This window comes from Neoroseomonas alkaliterrae, from assembly GCF_014199195.1.
Classification (GTDB): Bacteria; Pseudomonadota; Alphaproteobacteria; order Acetobacterales; family Acetobacteraceae; genus Neoroseomonas; species Neoroseomonas alkaliterrae.
The window spans coordinates 131,971-152,663 of the sequence record NZ_JACIJE010000002.1 but is presented as its reverse complement, the minus strand read 5'-3'; the positions used below and the strand labels follow the sequence as shown (position 1 = coordinate 152,663).

Below are 20,693 nucleotides of genomic sequence, written 5' to 3'. Positions count from 1 at the left end.
CGGCGTCCGCCCTGTCCGCGGCCCCGGCAGGCAAGCGAGGCCCGCGTGACCCTCACCTCCCCTGCCCTGCCGGTCGCGGTGGCGCTGCTGGTCGCGCCGCTCGCCGTGGTGCTGCAGTCCAAGGCCATGGCGCCGATCGGGCTGGTGGCGCTGGCGCTCTGCGTGGTCGCGCAATGGCGCCTCGCGCGCGTGCCGCCCTGGCCGCGCGCCATGGCGGCATGGCTGGCGGTGGCGCTCGGCCTCTGGGGCGCGGCGAGCGCGGCCTGGGCGGCGGAGCCGGGCCGCGCGCTGTCCACCGGCCTGTCCCTCGCCGGCATGGCCCTGCTCGCCGGCGGCGCGGGGCGTGCCCTGGAAGCGAGCGACGAGGCGGCGCGGCGCGGGTTGGCACGCGCTCTCGCCATCGGCCTCGTGATCGGGCTTGGCGCGGCCGCACTCGACGCGCTGAGCGGCAATGCCGTCCGCGCCGCCGTGCGCGGCCTCGCGGAGGTGCCGCCGACCCTCGCCTTCGGGCTGAAGCCGGCGGCCTCGGTGATGGCGCTGCTTCTGCCCCTCGCCGTCGCGCTGCCCTGGCCGCTGCTGCCGCGCGCGCTGCTGCTGGGCGGCGGAGCCGCGGTGATCGTCGCCCTGCCGGGGGATACGGCGAAGATCGCGGCGGTGCTCGGCGTGGCCGCGGCGCTCGCGGCGCTGCGCGCGCCGCGGCTCGTGCCGCGGGCGATCGGCGGCGGGCTGGCGGCGCTTGTCCTGCTCATGCCGCTGCTGGTGGCGGCCGTTCCGGCCCTGCCGGTCGAGCGCCTGCCGATCTCGGCGCTGCACCGCATGCTGATCTGGGACTTCACCGCCGCGCGCATCGCCGAGCGGCCGGTGCTGGGCTGGGGCATGGAGGCGAGCCGCGCAATCCCGGGCGGCCGCGGCAACCCGCCCGCCGAGGTGCTGGACCGGATGCGCGTGACGGACCCCGCGCGCCGGGCCTGGTTCGCCGAGCCGCATGTGCAGATCCTGCCGCTGCATCCGCACAATGCGGCGCTGCAGGTATGGCTGGAACTCGGCGCGGTCGGCGCGGCCCTGGCGGCCGCGCTGGCCTGGCTGCTCGGCGTCGCGGCCGCACGCGCGCCCTGCCCGGCCGCCGCGACGGGCGCGTTGGCCTCGGGGGCGGTGACGGCGATGCTCTCCTTCGGCGCGTGGCAGGCGTGGTGGATCGCGGCGGGGCTGCTGGCGGCAGCGGCCTGCGCGGGGTCCCTGCGCTGCGGCGCTCCAGGCTCCGCCGCTCCGCCGCGGGCCTGAGGCGCGGCGCCGGAGCGGCCGGCGTCACGGCGCCCGCAGCCGCGCACGACCATCCCGCCAGCCCCGCCCGATCAGGCCGCGCACGCAGGACCCGACCGTTCCCCCGCCGCCTGCCGGACCGACCGACCCATAGCCAGGGGGCGAAAGCTTTGACCTTTCGCCCCCTGGCATGGCGCGCGGGGCAGGGGGGCGGCCGCGCGCGGGACCAAGCCCTGAAACCCAGCGGACAAAGGTCGATCCTTTTGGTCGCAGGGTATCAGCCCAGGAAGCCCTCCAGCGCCGCGAGGAAGCCCTGCGGGTTCTCGGCATGCACCCAGTGGCCCGCGCCCGCGACGGTGGCGAAGCGGGCGCGCGGGAACAGCGCGCGGAACAGCGCGTGGTGCTCGGGCAGGATGTAGCGCGACCGCTCGCCGCCCAGCACCAGCACGGGGCCGTCGTAGCGGCGCCCGCCGGCCGGCGGCGCATCCTCGATCTCCGGCATGGCGGCGGCGATCTCGCGCAGGGCGAGGCGCCAGGACGGCGGGTCGGTCTCGAAGCGCAGGCTCTGCAGCAGGAAGGCGCGGATGCCAGCCTCGGGGATGGTCGCGGCGAGCGCCGCATCGGCCTCCCGCCGCGTCAGGCCCGGATGCAGCGGGATCGCCTGCATCGCCGCGACATACCCGCGCAGCGCGGGCGGGTAGCGCACGGGCGCGATATCCGCGACGACGAGGCGCTCGACGCGCCCGGGATGGGCCAGGGCGAAGGCCATGGCCACCTTCCCGCCCATCGAGTGGCCGAGCACCGCGGCGCGCGCGATGCCCGCCGCATCCAGCGTATCCGCGACATCCTGCGCCATGGCGTCGTAGGCCATCCCCGCCGCGCGCGGGGAGGCGCCGTGGTTCCGCAGGTCGGGCGTGAGCACGCGGAAGCGCGGGGCGAGCGCCTTGCGGATCGCGCCCCAGTTCTGCCCCGCGCCGAACAGCCCGTGCAGCAGGATCAGCGGCGGCCCCTGCCCCGCCTCGGTGACGGTGAGCCTCATGCGCGCGCATCCGCCGCTGCCGGGCGCGCCTCGCGCGAGGCCAGCACCACCGAGGCGACGATCAGCCCGCCGCCCAGCGCCATGTCCCAGCCCACCGGCTCGCCCAGCCACAGCGTGCTGACCAGCACGCCGAAGGCCGGCACCAGGAGGAAGGCGACGGAGGCAACCGCGCCGGGCAGGCGCCGGCCGACCTCGATGACGCACCAGGTGCCGATCGGGGCCACGATCAGGCCGATGTAGAGCATGTAGGGCCAGGACGGGCCGCCGATGCCGCCCTGCGGTTCCAGCGCCAGCGCGAAGGGCAGGATCAGCAGCGTCGCGAGGCCGAAGCACCAGGGCAGGAGCTCGAACACCGGCGTCGGCGGCGGCCATTTGCGCGTGGCGACGATGGCGAGCGTCCAGAACAGCGCGGCGGCCACCAGCATCAGGTGGCCGAGCAGTTCCGTCCGGTCCGACCAGTCCACCGCCCAGGGGCCGGCGAGCGCGGCGACGCCGGCAAGACCGAGCGCGGCCGCGACCCAGCGATGGGCGGGAACCTTCTCGCCCAGCACCAGCACCGAGAGCGGGATCAGCCAATAGGTCACGACCGCCGAGATGATGGCCGTGCGCCCGGCATGGACCATCGCCACCGCCGCATGGGCGAGCACGAAGAAGGCGCCGAGCTGCAGCAGGCCGAGCGCGAGGACGGAGGGCATGTCCCCGCGCCTCGGTGGATGGAGCCGCCCCAGCGCGGCGAGGAGCAGCGCCGAGACGATGGCCGCGAGCCCCGCGCGCCCCACCGCGAACCACATGGGCGTTGCGTGCTCGAGCGCGGCCTTGGTCACCGGCCAGGCCCCGCCGAACAGAAGGATGGCGACGACGAGGAGGTGGAAGGCCGATCGCATGGCGTGGGGCGCGGATCCCGATGATGCTAGGAACCGTGTGGCGACGCGGCTCTCGGCGGCATCTTCCCCCCAAGCGCCGGCTCTTGCAAAGCCGCCCCGCGCCGCCCGCGGCTAGGCGCAGAGCGCGACCATCTCGGCCCGGATGCGCGCAGCATCGCCGGCCGGATCGGGCGCGGCATCGGCCGTGGTCAGGATGGCGCCCTCGGGCACGTCCCGCTTCAGCCGGATGCCGTGGGCGAGCCCGATGGGCAGCGCATCGAGGGCGCGCGACCGCGCGGCGGGAATGCACTTGCCCCAGGCGCAGGCGCCGCCCTCGCCGTCCAGCACCTCGCCGGCCTTGAGCGGGCGCTTGGCCACCGCGACCACGTCGCCGCGCCACTCGGTGCCGCAGCCCGTCGGTTCGCGCCGCAGCGCGGCGGAGGCGACCGAGACGCCAAGCTCCAGCCCGATGAAGTGGTAGGGCCGCCACAGCGCGGCGTAGCGGCCGGAGGGATCGGTCGCGACGCCGTATTCGGTGAAGCAGCGGCGGGCATACTCCGTCTCGCCCTCGAACACCGCATAGACGCCCCAGCGGAGATTGTCCGGGATCTCGGCCCCGTCGCGCCGGACGGAGGAGACGACCTCCACCATCCCCTTGCGCGGCAGGATGCCGCCCTCGTTGTGCGGGCGCAGCACGCTCGGCAGTTCCGAGGTGCCGGCAGGCGGGAAGGCGAGGCCGTCCTCGGGCGGGGCGAGGCCGGTGGCGTTGGCGATGGCCGCCATCTCGATGCCCGACTTGGTGCCGTCGAGGAAGGAGTTGAACATCTGCGGGTTCATGCCCCCCGCCTGCGCCTGGGCCTCGCTCAGGCCGTAATGGCCCCAGACCGTGGCCGGGGTGCTGGCGTGGAAATGCGGCAGGTACTTCGTGCCCTTGCCGGCCGCGATCACGGTGAAGCCGCCGGCGCGCAGCGTGTCCACGAGTTCACAGACCAGCGCGGGCTGGTCGCCATAGGCCATGGAATAGACGACGCCCGCGCGCGCCGCCTCGCGTGCGAGCAGCGGGCCGGCGAGCACGTCGGCCTCGACATTGACCATCACCACATGCTTGCCGTGCGCGATGGCGGCGCGGGCATGGCGCAGCCCGGCCTCGGGGTGGCCGGTGCACTCCACCACCACCTCGATGCGCGGGTCGGCGATCAGCGCCATCGCATCCTGCGTCAGATGCGTGGCGCCGGAGGCGATGGCGTCGTCGAGGCTGGCGGCATCGAAGGATCCCTCGGGCCAGTGGATGCGCGCCAGCGCGGCGCGGGCGCGCGGGATCGAGAGATCGGCGATGCCCGCCACATGCATCCCCGCCGTGATGCGGGCCTGGTGGAGGAACATCGAGCCGAACTTGCCGGCGCCGATCTGCGCGATGCGGATCGGTCGGCCCTCGGCGGCGCGGGCGAGAAGAAGGCGATGCAGGTTCACGGCAACTCCGCGGAGAGGGTCAGGACGGGCTGCGCCAGGGCCGCTGGCGATGCCCGGGCAGATGGCCCCGCCGGAGCAGCACCAGCGCCGCACCGGCCAGCGCGATCACGGCGCCGCCGGCGGCGAAGGCGCGCCCGCCGCCATGCGGCAGCCGCGTCACCAGCACCGCCAGCAGCGCCGCCGCGATCAGCAGGGCGATGAACATCCGCCCTTCAGCCCATGTAGACGCCGCCATTGATCTGGACGGTCTCGCCCGTGACGTAGGAGGCGGCATCCGAGGCGAGGAAGGCGATCACCGAGGCGACCTCCTCCGGCGTGCCGAAGCGCTTCATCGGCGTGGCTGCGAGCAGGGCGGCCCCGTTCTCGCGCATGATCGTCTCGGTCATCGGCGTCGCGATCACGCCGGGCGAGACGCAGTTGGCGCGGATGCCGCGCGGGCTGAGTTCGTGCACGAGGGAGCGCGTGAAGGACAGCACCGCGCCCTTGCACGCCGCGTAATGCGCATGCCGGATCGAGCCGCGATGCCCCGCCATGGAGGCGATGTTGACGATGGCCCCGCCCTCGCGCAGCAGCGGCATGGCGGCGCGGCAGGCGTAGAAGACGCCATCGAGGTTGATGGCCAGAGTCTGGCGCCACTCCTCGTCCGTCATCGCCGGCACCTCGCGCTCGACATAAAGGCCCGCCCCGGTGACGAGGATGTCGAGCCCGCCGAACTCCCGCGCGGCCAGCGCGACGGCGGCGTCCACCTCGGCGCGGTCGGTCACGTCGGCGCGCGCGGTCAGCACCCGCGGCCCGCCCGCGGGCAGGCCCGCGGCGAAGGCGTCGAGCGCGGCGCGATCGAGGTCGGTCAGCACCAGATGCGCGCCGAGCCGGTGGAACAGCGCCGCCGTGGCGCGCGGGATCCCGCCATTCGCGCCGGTGATCAGCGCCACCTTGTCCTTCAGGTCGAACATGCCCGCCCCCCTCCTTCCCGTCAGGTCATCATCCAGCCGCCGGCGACATCGAGCGTCTGGCCGGTCACGAAAGCCGCATCCGGGCCCGTCAGGAAGCAGACGGCGCGCGCCACCTCCTCCGGCGTGCCGAGGCGGCGCAGCGGCGTCTCGGCGACCACGGCCGCATTCGTCGCCCCGCCCGCCGCGGCGACCATCGGCGTGGCGATGCGGCCCGGCGCGACGGCATTGACCGTAATGCCGTGCGGGCCGAGTTCGCCCGCGAGGTGGCGCGTCAGCCCGATCAGCGCCGCCTTGGTCGCCGCGTAGTGGCAGGCCACGATCGGCGTGTAGGCCTTCCCGGCGATGGAGGACTGGTTGACGATCCAGCCCCGCCTGCGCGCCACCATGCCGGGGCTGAGGCGGCGGATCAGGTTCCACGCGCCGGTCAGGTTCACCGCCAGCACGCGGTCCCATTCGGCCGGGTCCATCTCCTGCACCGGCGCGGCCTTGCCGTCATGCTTGGGGCTGATGCCGGCGTTGTTGACCAGGATGTCCACCGGGCCGAGTTCCGCCTCCACGCGCGCGCAGGCGGCGTCCACGGCGGCGCGGTCGGCGACGTCGCAGAGGATGGCGCCGGCCGCGGCGGCAAGCGCCGGGTCGGCCTCCAGCGCCGCGACCCTGGCGCCGCGCGCGGCGAGTTCGGCGGCGATGGCCGCGCCGATGCCCCGCCCCGCGCCGGTGACGACGGCGACGCGCCCGGCATGGGTCGCCGCCGCCATCTCAGTCGGCGACCTTCAGCATGATCTTGCCGATGTGCTCGCTGCTTTCCATCAGACGGTGCGCCGCCGCGGCCTCGGCGAGGGGGAAGGTGCGGTAGATCTCCGGCCCGCACTCCCCGCGCGCGAGCAGCGGCCAGACCTTCTCCTCGAGCGCGGCGGCGATCGCGCCCTTCTGCGCCGTGCTGCGCGGGCGCATCGTGCTGCCCGTGACGGTGAGGCGGCGCAGCATGATCGGGCGGAGGTCCGCCTCGTCCGCGACATGCCCGCCGAGGAAGGCGATCAGCACGAGGCGGCCGTCCCAGCCGAGGCTGCGCAGGTTGCGCTGGAAATAGGACCCGCCGACCATGTCGAGGATGACGTCAACGCCCTTGCCCTTGGTCAGGCGCTTCACCTCCTCGGCGAAGTCCTGGGTGCGGTAGTTGATCGCGGCATCGGCGCCGAAGCGGCGGCAGGCCTCGCATTTCGCATCCGTCCCAGCGGTCGCGAAGACGCGCGCGCCGAAGGCTTTCGCCAGTTGAATGGCGGTGACGCCGATGCCCGAGGTGCCGCCATGGATCAGCACCGTCTCGCCCGCCTGCATCCGCCCATGGCCGAAGAGGTTGGCCCAGACGGTGAAGTAGGTCTCGGGCAGCGCGGCCGCGCGCGTCGCATCGTAGCCGGCCGGCCAGGGCAGCGCCTGCGCCTCGGGCGCCGTGCAGTATTCCGCATAGGCGCCGCCATTGGTCAGCGCGCAGACCCGGTCGCCGACGCGGTAGCGCGACACGGCCGCGCCGGTCGCGACCACCTCGCCCGCGCATTCAAGGCCGATGATCGGACTCGCGCCCGGCGGCGGCGGATAGGAGCCGCTGCGCTGCTGCACATCGGGCCGGTTCACGCCCGCGACCATGACGCGGATCAGCACCTCATCCGCCTGCGGAACGGGAACCGGGCCGCGCGCGGGCACCAGGACCTCGGCGCCGCCGCCCGCGCCATGCGCGATATAGGTCATCTCCCGCGGCAGGGCTGTCATGGCGTTCTCCTCCCGAATGCTGCGGCGGAGCAATCCTCCCGCTTGCGCCGCGCGTCAAGGCTGGCACGGGCTTGCCAGCGCGGCCCGGGGCGCGGAACATCCCGGCCCGCCGGAACCGCCGGGAGGGAGAGACACCGCATGCGCGCCATCCGCCGCCGCCCGCTGCTCGCGGGGCTCGCCGGCGCCGTCATGGCGCCGGCGGTGGCGCGCGCGCAGGCGCAGGAGATCCGGCTCGGCGCGCTGTTCCCCTTCTCGGGCGGCCTCGCCCTGCTCGGCGACGAGAGCTTCCGCGGCCTCGAACTCGCGGTGGAGGAACGCAACGCGGCCGGCGGCGCGGCCGGGCGTCCGCTTCGCCTGATCCGCGGCGACGCGAGCGACCAGGCGCAGGCGACCGCCGAGGTGCGCCGGCTGATGACGGCCGAGCGCGCGGCGGTGGTGTTCGGCACCGCGGCCTCCTCGCTCTCCGTCGCGGCGACGCAGGCGGCCGAGCTGCAGGCCGTGCCCTATTTCGAACTCGGCGCCGTCGCCGATGCCGTCACCGAGCGCGGCTTCCGCAGCGTCTTCCGCACCGGCCCGCGCGCGAGCGGCTACGGCATGGTGACCGCGACGGCGATCGAGCAGGCCATCGCGCCCGCCCTCGGCGCGGAAGCCCGCGCGCTGCGCATCGCGATCCTGCACGAGGAATCGATGGACGGGCAGGCCATCGCGCAGGCGCAGGAGACGGAGCTGCGCGCGCGCGGCCTGCAGCTCATCGAGCGCATCGCCGCCGCGACGCGCCCGGCCGACCTCGCCGCCGCCCTGCAGCGGCTGCGGGCGGCCAATGCCGAGATCCTGCTGCACACCGCCATCCGCTCCGACATCGCCCCCTTCTTCCGCACCATGGAGGAGGCAGCTTGGCGCCCGCGCCTCGTCATCGGCGCCGGCGCGGCCTATGCGCTCGCGGACACCGCCCGCGCGATCGGGCCGGCCTTCGAGGGCGTGCTGAGCGTCGAGGTGACGCCGCTCGCCGTCGGCGACCGCTTCGCCCCCGGCGCGCAAGCCTTCCAGGAGGCCTACAAGCGGCGCCACGGCGCGGATCCGCGCTCGGGCCATTCGCTGGTCAACTATGCCGGCGCCATCGTCGCGCTGGACGCCATCCATCGCGCCGGCGGGACGGATCGCGAGCGCCTGCACGCCGCGGTGCTCGCGACCGACATCCCCGATGGCGGCACCGCGGCGGGCTGGGGCGCGCGCTTCGACGAGAAGGGGCAGAACATCCGCGCCCTGCCGGTCCTCTCGCAATGGCAGGACGGGCGCATCGCCGCCGTCTTCCCCGCGCTCGCCGCGGTCGCGCCGCTGCGCCCGCGCATGGGCACGGGCTGAGGCGCGCGCATGAGCCTGATCCCGCCCTCCCCGCCGCCGGGCACGCGGCTGCTCGTGACCGGCGGCGCGCGGGGCATCGGGCGCGCCGTCGCCGATGCCTTCGCGGCCTGCGGCGCGCGTGTCGCCATCCTCGACCGCGACGCCGTGCCCGACGCGCCGGCGGGATGGCTGTGCCTGCGCGGCTCGGTCGCCGAGGCGGCGGAGGTGGAGGCCGCCTTCGCCGCGATGGACGAGGCCTGGGGCGGCGTGGATGTCGCGCTCGCCAATGCCGGCTTCGCGATGAACACGCCGACGCTCGATCTTTCCGTCGAGGACTGGCGGCGCACGCTGGACGTGAACCTGACCGGCGCCTTCCTGACTGCGCAGGCGGCCGCGCGGCGCATGCTGCGCGACGGCGCCGGGCTGATCCTCTTCACCTCCTCGCTCTACGGCACCATCGGCGGGGCGGAGCGCGCGGCCTATTGCGCGACCAAGGCGGCGGTGGCGAACCTCGCGCGGTCCTTGGCCTGCGAATGGGGCCCGCGCGGGGTGCGGGTGAATGCGCTCGCGCCCGGCTACACCGAGACGGCGCTGGTCGGCGACCTCGTGGCGCGCGGCCGCCTCGACGCCGCCGCGCTGACCGCGCGCGCGCCGCTGCGGCGGCTCGTGCAGCCCGGGGAAGTCGCCGCGCTCGCCTGCTTCCTCGCCTCGCCCGCCGCATCCGCGATCACCGGCGCCGTCCTGCCGGTGGACGCCGGCTGGGCGGCCAATGGCGCGCCCTGACCCATGCCCGACACGACACCGATCCTGCCTTCCGCCCCCTGCCTGCGCCTGCGCGCGACCGAGGCCGACTGGGACGCATTGTCGCCCGCCGAGGCGCGCGCGATGTGGTGGTCCATGCAGGCCATCCGCTCCTTCGAGGAAGCGGTGCTGCGCCTTGCCTCCGAGACGCTGGTCCATGGCCCGGCGCATTCCTCCATCGGCCAGGAAGGCGGCGCCACGGGCGCGATCTTCGCGCTCAAGCCGGGCGACCAGATCAACGGCAGCCATCGCGGGCATCATCAGTTCCTGGCGAAGGCGTTGCGGCATGTCGGTGCGACGGATGCGGTGACGCCCGAGGCGCGCGGCGTGATGCGGCAGGCGCTGGCGGAGATCATGGGGTTGTCCCCCGGCTGGTCGGGCGGGCGCGGCGGCTCGATGCACCTGCGCTGGGCGGAAGCCGGATGCCTCGGGACCAATGCCATCGTCGGCGGCGGCGTGCCGCTGGCCGCGGGCGCGGCGGCGGCGATGAAGTTCGCGGGGACGGACAATGTCGCCGTGACCTTCCTCGGCGACGGCGCGACCAATATCGGCGCGGCGCTGGAGACGATGAACCTCGCCGCGGCCTGGTCTCTGCCGATGGTGTTCTTCATCGAGAACAACGGCTACGCCGTCTCGACCACGGTGGCGGAGAGCACGCGGGAGACGCGCCTCGCCGCCCGCGGCATGGGCTTCGGCATCCCGTCCTGGCAGGTGGACGGGATGGATCCGCTGGCGGTGAAACTGGCGATGGAGCAGGCCGTCGCGCTGTGCCGCGCCGGGAAAGGCCCCGCGCTGATCGAGGCGGAATGCTACCGCTTCTTCCACCAGAACGGCCCGCTGCCCGGCTCCGCCTTCGGCTATCGCACGAAGGAGGAGGAAGCCGCCTGGCGCGCGCGCGACCCGATCTCCGCGCTCGGCAGGCGCCTCCCGCAGGCCGAGACCACGCGCATGCGCGCCGAGATCGAGGCCGCGATGGCCGAGATCGTCGAGGAGTTCACCGAACCCGCCGGCAATGCCCGCCGTATCCGCCCTGCGCTCTGGCCCGACCCGGCGACGAAGGACGAGCACATCCGCGGCGACCTGTCGGAACTGCGCGGCATGCGCACCGAGTTCCGCGGCCGCATCGTGTCGCGCAAATTCATCGACTGCGTCTCGGAGGTCATGCATCGCCGCATGGCGACCGACCCGCGCATCATCGTCATGGGCGAGGACATCCACCGCCTGCGCGGCGGCACCAACGGCGCGACGCGCGGCCTCGCGGAAGCCTTCCCCGGCCGCATCCTCGGCACGCCGATCGCCGAGGCGGCCTTCATGGGGCTTGCCGGCGGCATGGCGATGGATGGCCGCTTCCGCCCCGTGGTCGAGTTCATGTACCCGGACTTCCTCTGGGTCGCGGCGGACCAGGTGTTCAACCAGGCGGCCAAGGCGCGGCACATGTTCGGCGGCACGGCGAAGGCGCCGCTGGTGCTGCGGACCAAGGTCGCGATCGGCACCGGATACGGCAGCCAGCATTCGATGGACCCGGCCGGCATCTTCGCCACCGCGCCGGGCTGGCGGATCGTGGCACCCTCCACGCCCTACGACTATGTGGGCCTGATGAACGCGGCGCTGGCCTGCGACGACCCCGTGCTCGTGCTGGAGCATGTCGCGCTCTACCAGAGCGAGGGCGAGGCACCGGAAGGCGACTGGGACTACGTCATCCCGATCGGGTCCGCGAAGACCGTGCGGCGCGGATCGGCGGTGACGGTCGCGACCTACCTCAACATGGTGTCGCAATGCGTCGCCGCCGCGGATGCGACCGGGGCGGACGCGGAGGTGATCGACCTGCGCACGCTGGACCGCGCGAGCCTCGACTGGGCGACGGTGGAAGCGAGCGTGAAGCGCACCGGCGCGCTGATCGTGGTGGAGGAAGGCGCGCAGGGTCCCTCCTGGGGCGGCTGGTTCGCCGACGCGGCGCAGCGGTGGCTCTTCGACTGGCTGGATGCGCCCGTCGCCCGCGTGACGGGCGGCGAGGCGAGCCCGACCATCTCCAAGGTGCTCGAACATGCCGCGCGCGCGACGCAGGCGGATGTCGAGGCGGCGCTGCTCGCCATGGAACGCGACCGGGGCCGCCGCTGATGCAGTCGCGCGCGAGCATCTCGGGGCGCACGGCGATCACCGTCATCCTCGCCCATCCGGTCGCGCATGTGCGCACGCCGCAGGCGATGAACGCGCATTTCGACGCCCTCGGCTTCGATGCCGTGATGGTGCCGCTGCACGTGCTGCCGGAGGACCTCGCGCAGGTCGTCGCGGCGCTGCGCCGGATGCGGAACCTCAGCGGCATCGTCGTGACCGTGCCGCACAAGGAAGCCATCGCCGCGCTGTGCGACGAACTCACCGAGGAAGCGCGCCAGGTCGGCGCGGTGAACGTCATCCGCCGCGACGCCGATGGCCGCCTGACCGGCGGGCAGTTCGACGGCGAGGGCTTCGTCGCCGGGCTGCGCTCGGCGGGCCATGAGGTCGCGGGGCGCGCCATCTTCATGGCCGGCGCCGGCGGCGCGGCGGCGGGCCTCGCCTTCGCCTTCGCGCGGCACGGCGCGCGGCGGCTGACCATCCACAACCGGACGGCGGCGAAGGCGGAAGCGCTCGCCGCACGGGTGCGCGCCGCCTATCCGGCCTGCGACACGCGCACGGGCGGCCCCGACCCGTCCGGGCACGATGTGGTGGTGAACGCCACCTCGCTCGGCATGAAGGACGGCGACGCCCTGCCGCTCGACGTGACACGCCTTGCGCCGCCGATGCTCGCGGCGGAGGTCATCATGGCGCCGGAGGTGACGCCCTTCCTCGCGGAAGCCGCGCAGCGCGGCTGCGCGACCCATGGCGGCAAGCCGATGCTCGCCGCCCAGATCGCGCTGCTCGCGCGATTCATGGGCGCGGGGTAGCGCGCCTTACGAGGGACGGATGCCGGCGGCGCGGATCACCGGCGTCCACTTCGCCATCTCGCTCGCGAGGAAGCGCGCCGCGCTCTCGGGCGTGCTGTCGGTCGTGACGTTCATGGTGAGCTGCTGGAGGCGCTGCTGCACCGCCGGGATGGCGAGCGCGCGGTTGAAGGCGGCGTTGATCGCGCGCACCGTCGGCATCGGCGTGCCCGAGGGCACCATCGCCATGTGCCAGGTGTAGCACTCGAAATCCGCGACCCCACCCTCGATGAAGGTGGGGATGTTCGGCGCATAGGGCATGCGCGTGCGCGTGCTGATCGCGAGCGGGCGAAGCTCGTTCCGCTCGATATAGGGCAGGGCGCTGGCGGCGACGTCGAAGATCATGGGCACGCGGCCGGACAGCACCTCCGGCAGCGCGGCGGAGGAGCCGCGGAAGGCGATGTGGTTCACCTTCAGGCCGCCCGCCATGTGCAGGAACAGCTCGGTGCCGAGATGCACCGCGCCGCCATTGCCGGAGGAGGCGTAGTCGAACCGCCCCGGATTCTCGCGCAGCAGACGGATCAGATCGGGCAGGGTTTGCGCCGGGAAGTCCTTGTGGACCAGCAGGATCTGCGGGATCTGGCCGATGAAGGCGGCGGGCGTGAAATCGGCGACAGGGTCGAAGGGAAGGCGGTCGAACAGGCCAGGCAGATAGGCGTGGCCGACGGTGGTGTAGAGGATGGTCTGGCCGTCCTTGGGCGCCTTGGCCACGACATCGGTGCCGACAACGACACCCGAGCCGGTGCGGTTCTCGACCACGACGCGGTGCGGCAGGAAGCCCGACATCTGGTCCGCGAGGAGCCGCGCCGGCACATCGGTCGGCCCGCCGGCCGCGAAGGGCACGATCATGCGCACCGGGCCGGTCGGCCAGGCTGGCGCCTGCGCGAAGGCGGGGCGGGACGCGAGGGCGGCTGCGGCGCCAAGGCCGAACAGGGTGCGACGGTTCATGCTTCTCTCCAGGACGTGCGGCACAACGCCGATGACGATTATGTGACGGCGGCGCGCCGCGGGTTCAATGGCCGCTCACGCGGGATCGAGACGGCGCCCGGTGGCCGCGTCGAAGACGTGCAACGCAGCCGCCTCGGGCGCGACGCGGAGACTGTCCGCGACGACCGCCCCCGGCACGCGCGCGGTCAGCGCCGTCCCGTCGGCGAGCCTTCCATGCACCACGGTCTCCGAGCCGAGGGGCTCGGCCAGTTCGACGGCGAGCGCGAGGCCCTCGGCGCCGTTCGGCACGAGGTGCTCGGGGCGGATGCCGACGATCACCTCGCGCCCCTCGCCGCCGGGGCGCGCGCCATCGGCGAAGCGCCAGACCGTGCCGTCGGCGAGCCGCGCGGCCGCACCGCCTTCGGCAAGGCTTGCCGGCAGGAGGTTCATCGCCGGGCTGCCGATGAAGGAGGCGACATAGGTGTCGGCCGGCCGCGACCAGACCTCCATCGGCGTGCCGACCTGCGCGGCACGGCCTTCATGCATCACCACAAGCCGGTCGCCGAGCGTCATTGCCTCCACCTGGTCGTGGGTGACGAAGAGCGAGGTCACCGCAAGGCGCTTCTGCAGCCGCCGGATCTCGGCGCGCATCTGCACGCGCAGCCTCGCGTCGAGGTTCGAGAGCGGCTCGTCGAACAGGAACAGCTTCGGATGGCGCACGATGGCGCGGCCCATCGCCACGCGCTGGCGCTGACCGCCGGAGAGCTGGCGCGGCTTGCGTTCGAGCAGGTGGCCGATGGAGAGAAGCTCCGCCGCCTCCTGCACGCGCGCGGCGATCTCGGCCTTCGGCAGGCGCCGGATCTTGAGGCCGTAGGCCATGTTGTCGAAGACCGACATGTGCGGATAGAGCGCGTAGGTCTGGAACACCATGGCGATGTCGCGGTCCGCCGGTTCGAGCGGCGTCACGTCCTGCCCCTCGATCAGCACGGCGCCGGAGGTCGGCGTCTCGAGCCCCGCCACGATGCGCAGCAGGGTGGACTTGCCGCAGCCCGAGGCGCCGACGATGACCACCATCTCGCCGTCCTGCACCGCGAGGTCGATGCCGTGCAGCACCTGCGTCGCGCCGAAGCATTTGGTGACGCCCTGGATGTCGAGGCTTGCCACGCCGCTACTTCTCCGTCTCGGTCAGGCCCTTGATGAACCAGCGCTGCATCAGGACCACCACGAGCACGGGCGGCAGCAGCGCCATCATCGCTGTGGCCATGATGGTGTTCCACTCGTTCTGGGAATCCCCGGTGCCGATCATCTTGGTCAGCCCGACGACGATGGTCTCCAGCGTCCGGTCGTTCACCATCAGCAGAGGCCAGAGATACTGGTTCCAGCCGTAGATGAAGAGGATGACGAAGAGCGCGGCGATGTTCGTCACCGACAGCGGCAGCGCCACGTCGCGGAAGAAGCGCACGGGGCCAGCGCCGTCCATCTTCGCCGCCTCCACGTATTCGTCTGGGATGGTGAGGAAGAACTGGCGGAACAGGAGCGTGGCCGTCGCGCTCGCCATCAGCGGGACCGTCAGCCCGGCCATGGTGTTGGTCAGGCGAAGATCCACCATCACCTCGAAGGTCGGGATGATGCGCACCTCCACCGGCAGCATCAGGGTGATGAAGATGAGCCAGAAGGCGAGCATCCGACCGGGGAAGGCGAAGAACACCACCGCATAGGCCGACAGCAGCGAGATCGCGATCTTGCCGACCGCGATCAGCGCCGCCATCAGCGCGCTGTTGAGCAGCATGGTCGAGGCCGGGACGACGAAGGTGTTGCGCGTGCCGGCGCCGCCCGTGGTCCAGGCGGTGGCGTAGTTCTCCGCCCCGTGCGGGCCGAACCACAGCGGCACGTCGCCGCGGCCGAGCGTGCCGACATCGTGGGTCGAGCCCACCAGCGTCATCCAGATCGGGAAGGCGAAGACCAGCACGCCGATCGTCAGCGCCGCATAGGCCAGCGCCCGCCCGCGCCGCTGCCGGCGGCGGGTGGCGGCGGCGAGCGCCTCGGTCCCGGCCATCAGTAGTGCACCTTGCGCTCGATGAAGCGGAACTGCACGGCCGTCATGGCGATGACGAGCGCCATCAGGATGACGGATTGCGCGGCGCTCGACCCGAAGTTCAGGTTCTGCACCCCGTCCACATAGACGCGGTAGATCAGCGTCGTGGTCGCAAGCCCCGGCCCGCCCTGGGTCAGCGCGTGGATGATGCCGAAGGTGTCGAAGAAGGCGTAGACGAGGTTGACCACCAGCAGGAAGAAGGTGGTGGGCGAGATCAGCGGGAAGACGATGGTCCAGAACCGGCGCGTCGGCCGCGCGCCGTCGATCGCCGCGGCCTCGAGCACGTTGCGCGGGATGGACTGCAGCCCCGCGAGGAAGAAGATGAAGTTGTAGGAGACCTGCTTCCAGGCCGCGGCGATGATCACCAGCGTCATCGCCTGCCCGCCATTGATCTTGTAGTCCCAGGCGATGCCGGCGGCATTCAGCGCGCGGCCGAAGAGGCCGATCTGCGGGTGGAAGAGGAAGAGCCACAGCACCGCCGCGACCGCCGGGGCCACCGCATAGGGCCAGATCAGCAGCGTCTTGTAGGCGGTGGCGCCGCGGATCGCCTTGTCGGCCTGCACGGCGAGGAAGAGCGCAACGCCCATCGCCAGCACGGCGACGGCGGCCGAGAAGATCGCAGTGTTCCAGGCGACCGCAAGGTAGTTCGGATCGGTCAGGATATCGGCGAAGTTCTCGAACCAGACGAACTCGCGGCTGAGCCCGAAGGCGTCCTCCCTCAGGAAGGAGGACCAGATCGCCTGGCCCGCCGGCCAGAAGAAGAAGATGCCGGTGATGACGAGCTGCGGCAACAGCAGCGCCACCGGCAGCGCCACGCCGCGGAAGATGACCTTCTTCTGCATCCCTGAGCGTCCGGAAGGCGGGGGGCTCGCGCCCCCCTGCCCCGTTACTGGCGGTTCTGCCGTTCGAAGTTGCGCAGCACCACGTTGCCGCGCTGCACCGCATTGTCGAGCGCCTGCTGCGCGTTCTGCTGGCCCTGGAAGGCGCGCTCCATCTCCTCCTGGATGATGGTGCGGATCTCGACGAAGCCGCCGAGGCGGATGCCCATCGAGTTCTCGGTCATCTGCCCGCCGCCGCGCAGGAGCTGGTTGATCGGGATGTCGGCACCCGGGTTCTGGCGGTAGAAGCCCTCCGCCTCCAGCGCGCGGAACACCGAGACGCGCACCGGCAGGAAGCCCGTCTCGACATGCCACTTGCGCACCACCTCGGGCCGCGCGAGCCAGGCGAAGAACTGCGCGATGCCGCGGTTCTCCTCGGCGCTGCGGGTCGCGTTCGGCCCGCGGTTCATGGCCCAGAAGGAGGCCCCGCCGATGATCGAGTTGATCGGCGCGCCCGCCACGCCGTCGTAGTAGGGCAGCATGGCGACACCCCAGGGGAACTGCGCCTCGCGCTGGATGCGCGCGCGCAGGCCCGAGGAGCCGAAGATGATCGCGCAGGTGCCGTTGGGGAACAGCGCGTCGCCCTGCCCGTCGCGCCCGCCATAGCGGAACAGGCCCTCGCGCTGCCAGTCCACGAGGTTCTGCAGGTGGCGCACCATCAGCGGGTTGTTGATGCGCAGTTCCGCGTTCAGCCCGCCGAAGCCGTTGCCCTGCGTGGCGAGCGGGATGTTGTGGATGGCGCTGAACTGCTCGACCTGCGTCCAGGTCGGCCAGGCCATGGTCATCGGGCATTCCACGCCCGCGGCCTTGAGCCTCCGCGCCGCCTGCTCGAGCGCCTGCCAGGTCTGCGGGAAGGCCTCGGGGTCGAGGCCCGCGCGGCGGAAGGCATCCTTGTTGTAGAACACCACCGCGGTCGAGGAGTTGAAGGGCATGGACATCATCCGCCCGTCGCGCAGGCTGTAGTAGCCGCGCACCGCGGGCAGGTAGTCGTCGAAGGGGATCTGCACGCCCGTCTCGGCCAGCAGCTCGTGCACGGGCTTCACCGCGCGGCCCGCGGCCATCATCGTGCCGGTGCCGACCTCGAACATCTGCACGATGTGCGGCGCCTGGCCGGCGCGGAAGGCCGCGATCGCGGCGACCATCGTCTCGGGGTAGGAACCGCGGAAGGAGGCGACGACGCGATACTGGTTCTGGCTCGCGTTGAAGTCGGCGGCGATCTGCTCGAGCATCCCGCCGAGGGGCTGCGTCAGGCCGTGCCAGAACTGGATCTCGACCGGCTGCTGCTGGGCCGTGGCCGGCCCTGCGAGGCCGAGGGCGAAAGCCCCGGCCAGGATCGTGCGGCGCATCATGACGCTGTCCTCTCCACGTGTTGGGGAGGCGGCGAGGTAGCCGCCTCCCTTGACGCGGAGATTACAGGTCCGTGTCAGTCAGATGAAGCAGCATCCGCCGCACGGCCGACGAGGCGTTCATAGACCTCCGGATCGGTCGCGCCCTCCGTGCCGAACAGCAGCACGCGGCTGGTTTCCTCGAGGCCGAGGGCCGCGCGCGCGAAGGGTTCGCGGGCGGCCAGCAGCAGCCCGGCCATGCCGGCCACCGCGCTCTCGCCCGCCACCACCGGCGGCCTCCGCGCGGCCAGCGCCTTCATGCAGGCGACCGCGCTCTCGTCCGGCACGGCCATGAAGGCGAAGGCCGCGCGCTCGAGCTCCTGCCAGGCGAGCAGCGAGGGTTCGCCGCAGGCGAGCCCCGCCATCAGCGTGTCGAGATCCCCGGGCACGGTCGTCGGCTGCCCGGCCTCGGCGCTGGCGAGCAGGCAGGCGGCCTTGTCCGGCTCCACCACCACGATCCGCGCCGCGGCGCCGAAGCGCGCGCGCATCTGCACCGAGACCGCCGCGGCCACGCCGCCCACGCCGCCCTGGATGAAGACGTGGCTCGGCGCCGCGCCGATCTGGTCGGCGGCCTCATCGGCCATGACGCGGTAGCCCTGCATCACGTCGCGCGGAACCTCGGTGTAGCCGGGATAGGAGGTGTCGGAGACGACGAACCAGCCATGCGCATCGGCCTGTTTCTGGGCCTCGCGCACCGCGTCGTCGTAGTTGCCGGGCACGACACGGATCTCGGCGCCCCATTTCGCGATCGCGTCGCGCCGGCCCTGGCTGACCGTCTCGTGCACGAAGATGACGCAGCGCGCGCCGAATCGCTGCGCGCCCCAGGCGACGGAGCGGCCGTGGTTGCCGTCGGTCGCGCAAGTCACGGTGATGGCGCGGGTCGCGTCCTTGTGCTTGCCCTCCATCAGGTCCGCCGCGGTCGCGGCATCGGCGACGCCGCGCCTCGCGAGTTCCGCCTGCAGCAGCCGCATGACCGCGTAGGCGCCGCCCAGCGCCTTGAAGGAGCCGAGGCCGAAGCGCCCGCCCTCGTCCTTGTATGCGACGTGCCCGACGCGCGCGGCGGCCGCGACGTCCGGCAGGTCGAGCAGCGGCGTCGGCGCATAGCCGGGCCAGGAGGCGATTTCCTCCCGCGCTCGGCGGAAGCCGCCATCGGGCAGCACGACGACGCCGGGGGTGCCGTGGTGGCGGTTGATCAGGAAGCGGAACGGGACGGCGGGAATCATGGCCTGCGGATATTGCGCCGGGCCGCGCCCCGCGCCAAACGGGAAGGGCATCGGAGGCGACGGCATGCAGATCACCATCCTCGGCGGCGGCGGATTCCTGGGGCGGAAGCTCGCGAACAGGCTCGCGAAGGACGGCAGCCTCGGCGGGCAGGCGATCACCGGGCTGACGCTGTTCGACCTTGCCTCGCCGCCCGCGCCCGAGGCGCGCTTTCCGGTCCGCTGTATCGGCGGCGACGTGGCGGATCCGGCCGCCGTCGCGGCGGCGATCCCGGCCGGGACCGCGGTGGTGTTCCACCTCGCCGCGGTCGTCAGCGCGGCGGCGGAGGCGGATTTCGACCTCGGCATCAAGGTCAACCTGCATGGCACGCTCGCGGTGCTGCAGGCGTGCCGCGCGCTCGGCACGCGGCCGCGCGTCGTGTTCACCTCCTCCGTCGCCTCCTTCGGCGGTGGGCAGGATGCGGTGGTGCCGGATGACGGGCGCCAGCTGCCGACCAATTCCTACGGCGCGCAGAAGGCAATCGGCGAGCTGCTGCTGCAGGACGCGACGCGCAAGGGCTTCCTCGATGCGGTGAACATCCGCCTGCCGACGGTGATGGTCCGGCCCGGGCGGCCGAACAAGGCGGCCTCCTCCTTCGTCTCGGCCATCATCCGCGAGCCGCTGCTGGGGCTTTCCACCGACTGCCCGGTGCCGCCGGAATTCGCCGTCTGGATCTGCTCCCCGCGCAGCGCGATGGAGTGGTTCCTGCACGCGGCGACGATGGACACCGCGGCCCTCGGCGCCGATCGCGGCATCAACCCGCCCGGGCGCAGCGCCACGGTCGGCAAGATGCTGGGCGCGCTCGAGGCGGTGGCCGGGCCCGCGGCGCGGGCCAAGGTCGGCTTCGTCTTCGACAGGGAGGTCTATGACATCGTCGCCGGCTGGCCCGCCGCCTTCGCGGCGACCCGCGCGCGCCGGCTCGGCTTCGCCGAGCAGGAATCGCTCGAGGACCTGGTGCGCGCCTTCATCGAGGACGACCTCGCGGCGACGCGCGCCGAGCGCGGGCTGTAGGCCGGCAAGCGGCGAGGCGGAAGGCCCATGCCGGCGGGCGAGAGGCGTGCCCTTTCGTCCGCCGGTGATGCGCGCGGGGCTGGTGGGGCGGCGGCGCGCGAAACCAACGCCTGATGCCCGGCGGGCAAAGCCGCATGCCTGCCGGGCTTCAGCCCTCCGCCGAGGCCCCGTCGCGCTCGGCCATCAGCCGCCGCATCGCCTCGGGTATCGCCGCCTTGGCGCCGGTCGCGTTGTCCACGACAACGCAGAGCGCCCGCGCCGAGCACAGCAGCCCATCCCGCCACATGCCGTATTCATGCACGAAGGAGGTGCGGCGGAAGGAGGCGGTGCGCGCGGTCAGCAGCACGCGGTCCCGGAAATGGCCGGGGCGCAGGTATTTCACCTCGAGCGATCCCACCACCGGGCCCGGCTCGCTCGCCGAGAAGCCCCCGCCCGCCTCGAGCCACCAGCGGATGCGCATGTCCTCGAACAGCGTCAGGTAGGCGGCATGGTTGACATGCGCGTAGATGTCGCATTCCGCCCAGCGGATCGTGTGTTCCTGCCAGAGGGCCCATTCGCCCTCGACCCCGTAGCGTGTGCGCAGTGCCGCATCCATCCTGGCATTCCCGCCCTGTCCAGGGCCTGATACTGCGGCGCGCGGAACCATACGGAAAGACGCCCCCGGGGGCGCGGCCTTGCGGCAGCCT

At 72.9% G+C, this 20,693-nt stretch carries 20 protein-coding genes; 6 read left to right on the top strand and 14 right to left on the bottom strand.

Going from position 1 to position 20,693, the window contains the following annotated elements:
- Positions 1 to 45 precede the first annotated feature (45 nt).
- On the top strand, positions 46 to 1,281 hold the full coding sequence (locus FHS88_RS21180; protein ID WP_184481601.1) for an O-antigen ligase family protein: 1,236 nt from the start codon (positions 46 to 48) through the stop codon (positions 1,279 to 1,281).
- Between the two features lie 256 nt (positions 1,282 to 1,537).
- On the opposite strand, the gene FHS88_RS04105 is transcribed toward FHS88_RS21180, so the two are convergent.
- The 7 genes from FHS88_RS04105 to FHS88_RS04075 form a co-directional block, all read right to left on the bottom strand.
- Positions 1,538 to 2,299 carry an alpha/beta fold hydrolase gene (locus tag FHS88_RS04105; RefSeq protein WP_184481599.1) on the bottom strand — a complete coding sequence of 254 codons (762 nt, stop codon included), beginning with the start codon at positions 2,297 to 2,299 and terminating at the stop codon, positions 1,538 to 1,540.
- Positions 2,296 to 3,183: a DMT family transporter gene (locus FHS88_RS04100; protein WP_184481596.1), complete on the bottom strand. Its 888-nt coding sequence runs from the start codon at positions 3,181 to 3,183 to the stop codon at positions 2,296 to 2,298. The genes FHS88_RS04105 and FHS88_RS04100 overlap by 4 nt, the downstream gene beginning before the upstream one ends.
- 111 nt (positions 3,184 to 3,294) lie before the next feature.
- The gene (locus FHS88_RS04095; RefSeq protein WP_184481595.1) at positions 3,295 to 4,632 is read right to left on the bottom strand and encodes a Gfo/Idh/MocA family oxidoreductase; all 1,338 of its coding nucleotides are present in this window, start codon (positions 4,630 to 4,632) and stop codon (positions 3,295 to 3,297) included.
- A gap of 19 nt (positions 4,633 to 4,651) precedes the next feature.
- A complete protein-coding gene (locus FHS88_RS04090) occupies positions 4,652 to 4,837 on the bottom strand; it encodes a hypothetical protein (protein ID WP_184481593.1) in 186 nt (61 codons plus the stop codon).
- A 7-nt stretch (positions 4,838 to 4,844) separates the two neighbouring features.
- Complete coding sequence (locus FHS88_RS04085; RefSeq protein WP_184481591.1) at positions 4,845 to 5,585, bottom strand: SDR family NAD(P)-dependent oxidoreductase; 741 nt, start codon at positions 5,583 to 5,585, stop codon at positions 4,845 to 4,847.
- Positions 5,586 to 5,605: 20 nt separating this feature from the next.
- Complete coding sequence (locus tag FHS88_RS04080) at positions 5,606 to 6,343, bottom strand: SDR family oxidoreductase (RefSeq protein WP_184481589.1); 738 nt, start codon at positions 6,341 to 6,343, stop codon at positions 5,606 to 5,608.
- A 1-nt stretch (position 6,344) separates the two neighbouring features.
- On the bottom strand, positions 6,345 to 7,352 hold the full coding sequence (locus tag FHS88_RS04075) for an NAD(P)H-quinone oxidoreductase (protein WP_184481587.1): 1,008 nt from the start codon (positions 7,350 to 7,352) through the stop codon (positions 6,345 to 6,347).
- A gap of 138 nt (positions 7,353 to 7,490) precedes the next feature.
- Here FHS88_RS04075 and FHS88_RS04070 point away from each other — a divergent pair, with 138 nt between their 5' ends.
- From FHS88_RS04070 to FHS88_RS04055, 4 genes are read left to right on the top strand one after another with little or no spacing between them, the layout of a single operon-like run.
- A complete protein-coding gene (locus FHS88_RS04070; RefSeq protein WP_184481585.1) occupies positions 7,491 to 8,714 on the top strand; it encodes an ABC transporter substrate-binding protein in 1,224 nt (407 codons plus the stop codon).
- A gap of 9 nt (positions 8,715 to 8,723) precedes the next feature.
- Positions 8,724 to 9,476 (top strand): SDR family NAD(P)-dependent oxidoreductase, encoded by a 753-nt coding sequence (locus FHS88_RS04065; protein WP_184481583.1) that lies wholly within the window; start codon positions 8,724 to 8,726, stop codon positions 9,474 to 9,476.
- 3 nt (positions 9,477 to 9,479) lie between these two features.
- Entirely contained in the window at positions 9,480 to 11,612 is a 2,133-nt protein-coding gene (locus tag FHS88_RS04060) for an alpha-ketoacid dehydrogenase subunit alpha/beta (RefSeq protein ID WP_184481581.1), read from the top strand.
- A complete protein-coding gene (locus FHS88_RS04055; RefSeq protein ID WP_184481579.1) occupies positions 11,612 to 12,415 on the top strand; it encodes a shikimate dehydrogenase family protein in 804 nt (267 codons plus the stop codon). The genes FHS88_RS04060 and FHS88_RS04055 overlap by 1 nt, the downstream gene beginning before the upstream one ends.
- 6 nt (positions 12,416 to 12,421) lie before the next feature.
- On the opposite strand, the gene FHS88_RS04050 is transcribed toward FHS88_RS04055, so the two are convergent.
- The 6 genes from FHS88_RS04050 to FHS88_RS04025 form a co-directional block, all read right to left on the bottom strand.
- Positions 12,422 to 13,399: a Bug family tripartite tricarboxylate transporter substrate binding protein gene (locus FHS88_RS04050; RefSeq protein WP_184481577.1), complete on the bottom strand. Its 978-nt coding sequence runs from the start codon at positions 13,397 to 13,399 to the stop codon at positions 12,422 to 12,424.
- Positions 13,400 to 13,474: 75 nt separating this feature from the next.
- Positions 13,475 to 14,542, bottom strand: coding sequence for a sn-glycerol-3-phosphate ABC transporter ATP-binding protein UgpC (gene ugpC / locus FHS88_RS04045; protein WP_184481575.1), 1,068 nt, complete (start codon positions 14,540 to 14,542; stop codon positions 13,475 to 13,477).
- A gap of 4 nt (positions 14,543 to 14,546) precedes the next feature.
- Complete coding sequence (gene ugpE / locus FHS88_RS04040; protein ID WP_184481573.1) at positions 14,547 to 15,434, bottom strand: sn-glycerol-3-phosphate ABC transporter permease UgpE; 888 nt, start codon at positions 15,432 to 15,434, stop codon at positions 14,547 to 14,549.
- Positions 15,434 to 16,315 carry a sn-glycerol-3-phosphate ABC transporter permease UgpA gene (gene ugpA / locus FHS88_RS04035; RefSeq protein WP_184481571.1) on the bottom strand — a complete coding sequence of 294 codons (882 nt, stop codon included), beginning with the start codon at positions 16,313 to 16,315 and terminating at the stop codon, positions 15,434 to 15,436. The genes ugpE and ugpA overlap by 1 nt, the downstream gene beginning before the upstream one ends.
- A 44-nt stretch (positions 16,316 to 16,359) precedes the next feature.
- The gene (gene ugpB / locus FHS88_RS04030; RefSeq protein WP_246419431.1) at positions 16,360 to 17,697 is read right to left on the bottom strand and encodes a sn-glycerol-3-phosphate ABC transporter substrate-binding protein UgpB; all 1,338 of its coding nucleotides are present in this window, start codon (positions 17,695 to 17,697) and stop codon (positions 16,360 to 16,362) included.
- A gap of 77 nt (positions 17,698 to 17,774) precedes the next feature.
- On the bottom strand, positions 17,775 to 18,959 hold the full coding sequence (locus tag FHS88_RS04025; RefSeq protein WP_184481567.1) for a diaminopropionate ammonia-lyase: 1,185 nt from the start codon (positions 18,957 to 18,959) through the stop codon (positions 17,775 to 17,777).
- Between the two features lie 64 nt (positions 18,960 to 19,023).
- Here FHS88_RS04025 and denD point away from each other — a divergent pair, with 64 nt between their 5' ends.
- Positions 19,024 to 20,007: a D-erythronate dehydrogenase gene (denD, locus tag FHS88_RS04020; protein WP_184481565.1), complete on the top strand. Its 984-nt coding sequence runs from the start codon at positions 19,024 to 19,026 to the stop codon at positions 20,005 to 20,007.
- A gap of 148 nt (positions 20,008 to 20,155) precedes the next feature.
- Here the strand turns inward: denD and FHS88_RS04015 are convergent, their stop codons facing one another.
- Positions 20,156 to 20,602, bottom strand: coding sequence for an acyl-CoA thioesterase (locus FHS88_RS04015; protein ID WP_184481563.1), 447 nt, complete (start codon positions 20,600 to 20,602; stop codon positions 20,156 to 20,158).
- Positions 20,603 to 20,693 lie beyond the last annotated feature (91 nt).

Excerpts from the sequence above, each read along its gene's own strand:
- FHS88_RS04105 (WP_184481599.1), bottom strand. The coding sequence starts at position 2,299 with ATGAGGCTCACCGTCACCGAGGCGGGGCAGGGGCCGCCGCTGATCCTG.
- FHS88_RS04100 (WP_184481596.1), bottom strand. The coding sequence starts at position 3,183 with ATGCGATCGGCCTTCCACCTCCTCGTCGTCGCCATCCTTCTGTTCGGC.
- FHS88_RS04090 (WP_184481593.1), bottom strand. The coding sequence starts at position 4,837 with ATGTTCATCGCCCTGCTGATCGCGGCGGCGCTGCTGGCGGTGCTGGTG.
- FHS88_RS04085 (WP_184481591.1), bottom strand. The coding sequence starts at position 5,585 with ATGTTCGACCTGAAGGACAAGGTGGCGCTGATCACCGGCGCGAATGGC.
- FHS88_RS04080 (WP_184481589.1), bottom strand. The coding sequence starts at position 6,343 with ATGGCGGCGGCGACCCATGCCGGGCGCGTCGCCGTCGTCACCGGCGCG.
- FHS88_RS04075 (WP_184481587.1), bottom strand. The coding sequence starts at position 7,352 with ATGACAGCCCTGCCGCGGGAGATGACCTATATCGCGCATGGCGCGGGC.
- FHS88_RS04070 (WP_184481585.1), top strand. The coding sequence starts at position 7,491 with ATGCGCGCCATCCGCCGCCGCCCGCTGCTCGCGGGGCTCGCCGGCGCC.
- FHS88_RS04065 (WP_184481583.1), top strand. The coding sequence starts at position 8,724 with ATGAGCCTGATCCCGCCCTCCCCGCCGCCGGGCACGCGGCTGCTCGTG.
- FHS88_RS04060 (WP_184481581.1), top strand. The coding sequence starts at position 9,480 with ATGCCCGACACGACACCGATCCTGCCTTCCGCCCCCTGCCTGCGCCTG.
- FHS88_RS04055 (WP_184481579.1), top strand. The coding sequence starts at position 11,612 with ATGCAGTCGCGCGCGAGCATCTCGGGGCGCACGGCGATCACCGTCATC.
- FHS88_RS04050 (WP_184481577.1), bottom strand. The coding sequence starts at position 13,399 with ATGAACCGTCGCACCCTGTTCGGCCTTGGCGCCGCAGCCGCCCTCGCG.
- ugpE (WP_184481573.1), bottom strand. The coding sequence starts at position 15,434 with ATGGCCGGGACCGAGGCGCTCGCCGCCGCCACCCGCCGCCGGCAGCGG.
- ugpA (WP_184481571.1), bottom strand. The coding sequence starts at position 16,315 with ATGCAGAAGAAGGTCATCTTCCGCGGCGTGGCGCTGCCGGTGGCGCTG.
- ugpB (WP_246419431.1), bottom strand. The coding sequence starts at position 17,697 with ATGCGCCGCACGATCCTGGCCGGGGCTTTCGCCCTCGGCCTCGCAGGG.
- FHS88_RS04025 (WP_184481567.1), bottom strand. The coding sequence starts at position 18,959 with ATGATTCCCGCCGTCCCGTTCCGCTTCCTGATCAACCGCCACCACGGC.
- denD (WP_184481565.1), top strand. The coding sequence starts at position 19,024 with ATGCAGATCACCATCCTCGGCGGCGGCGGATTCCTGGGGCGGAAGCTC.
- FHS88_RS04015 (WP_184481563.1), bottom strand. The coding sequence starts at position 20,602 with ATGGATGCGGCACTGCGCACACGCTACGGGGTCGAGGGCGAATGGGCC.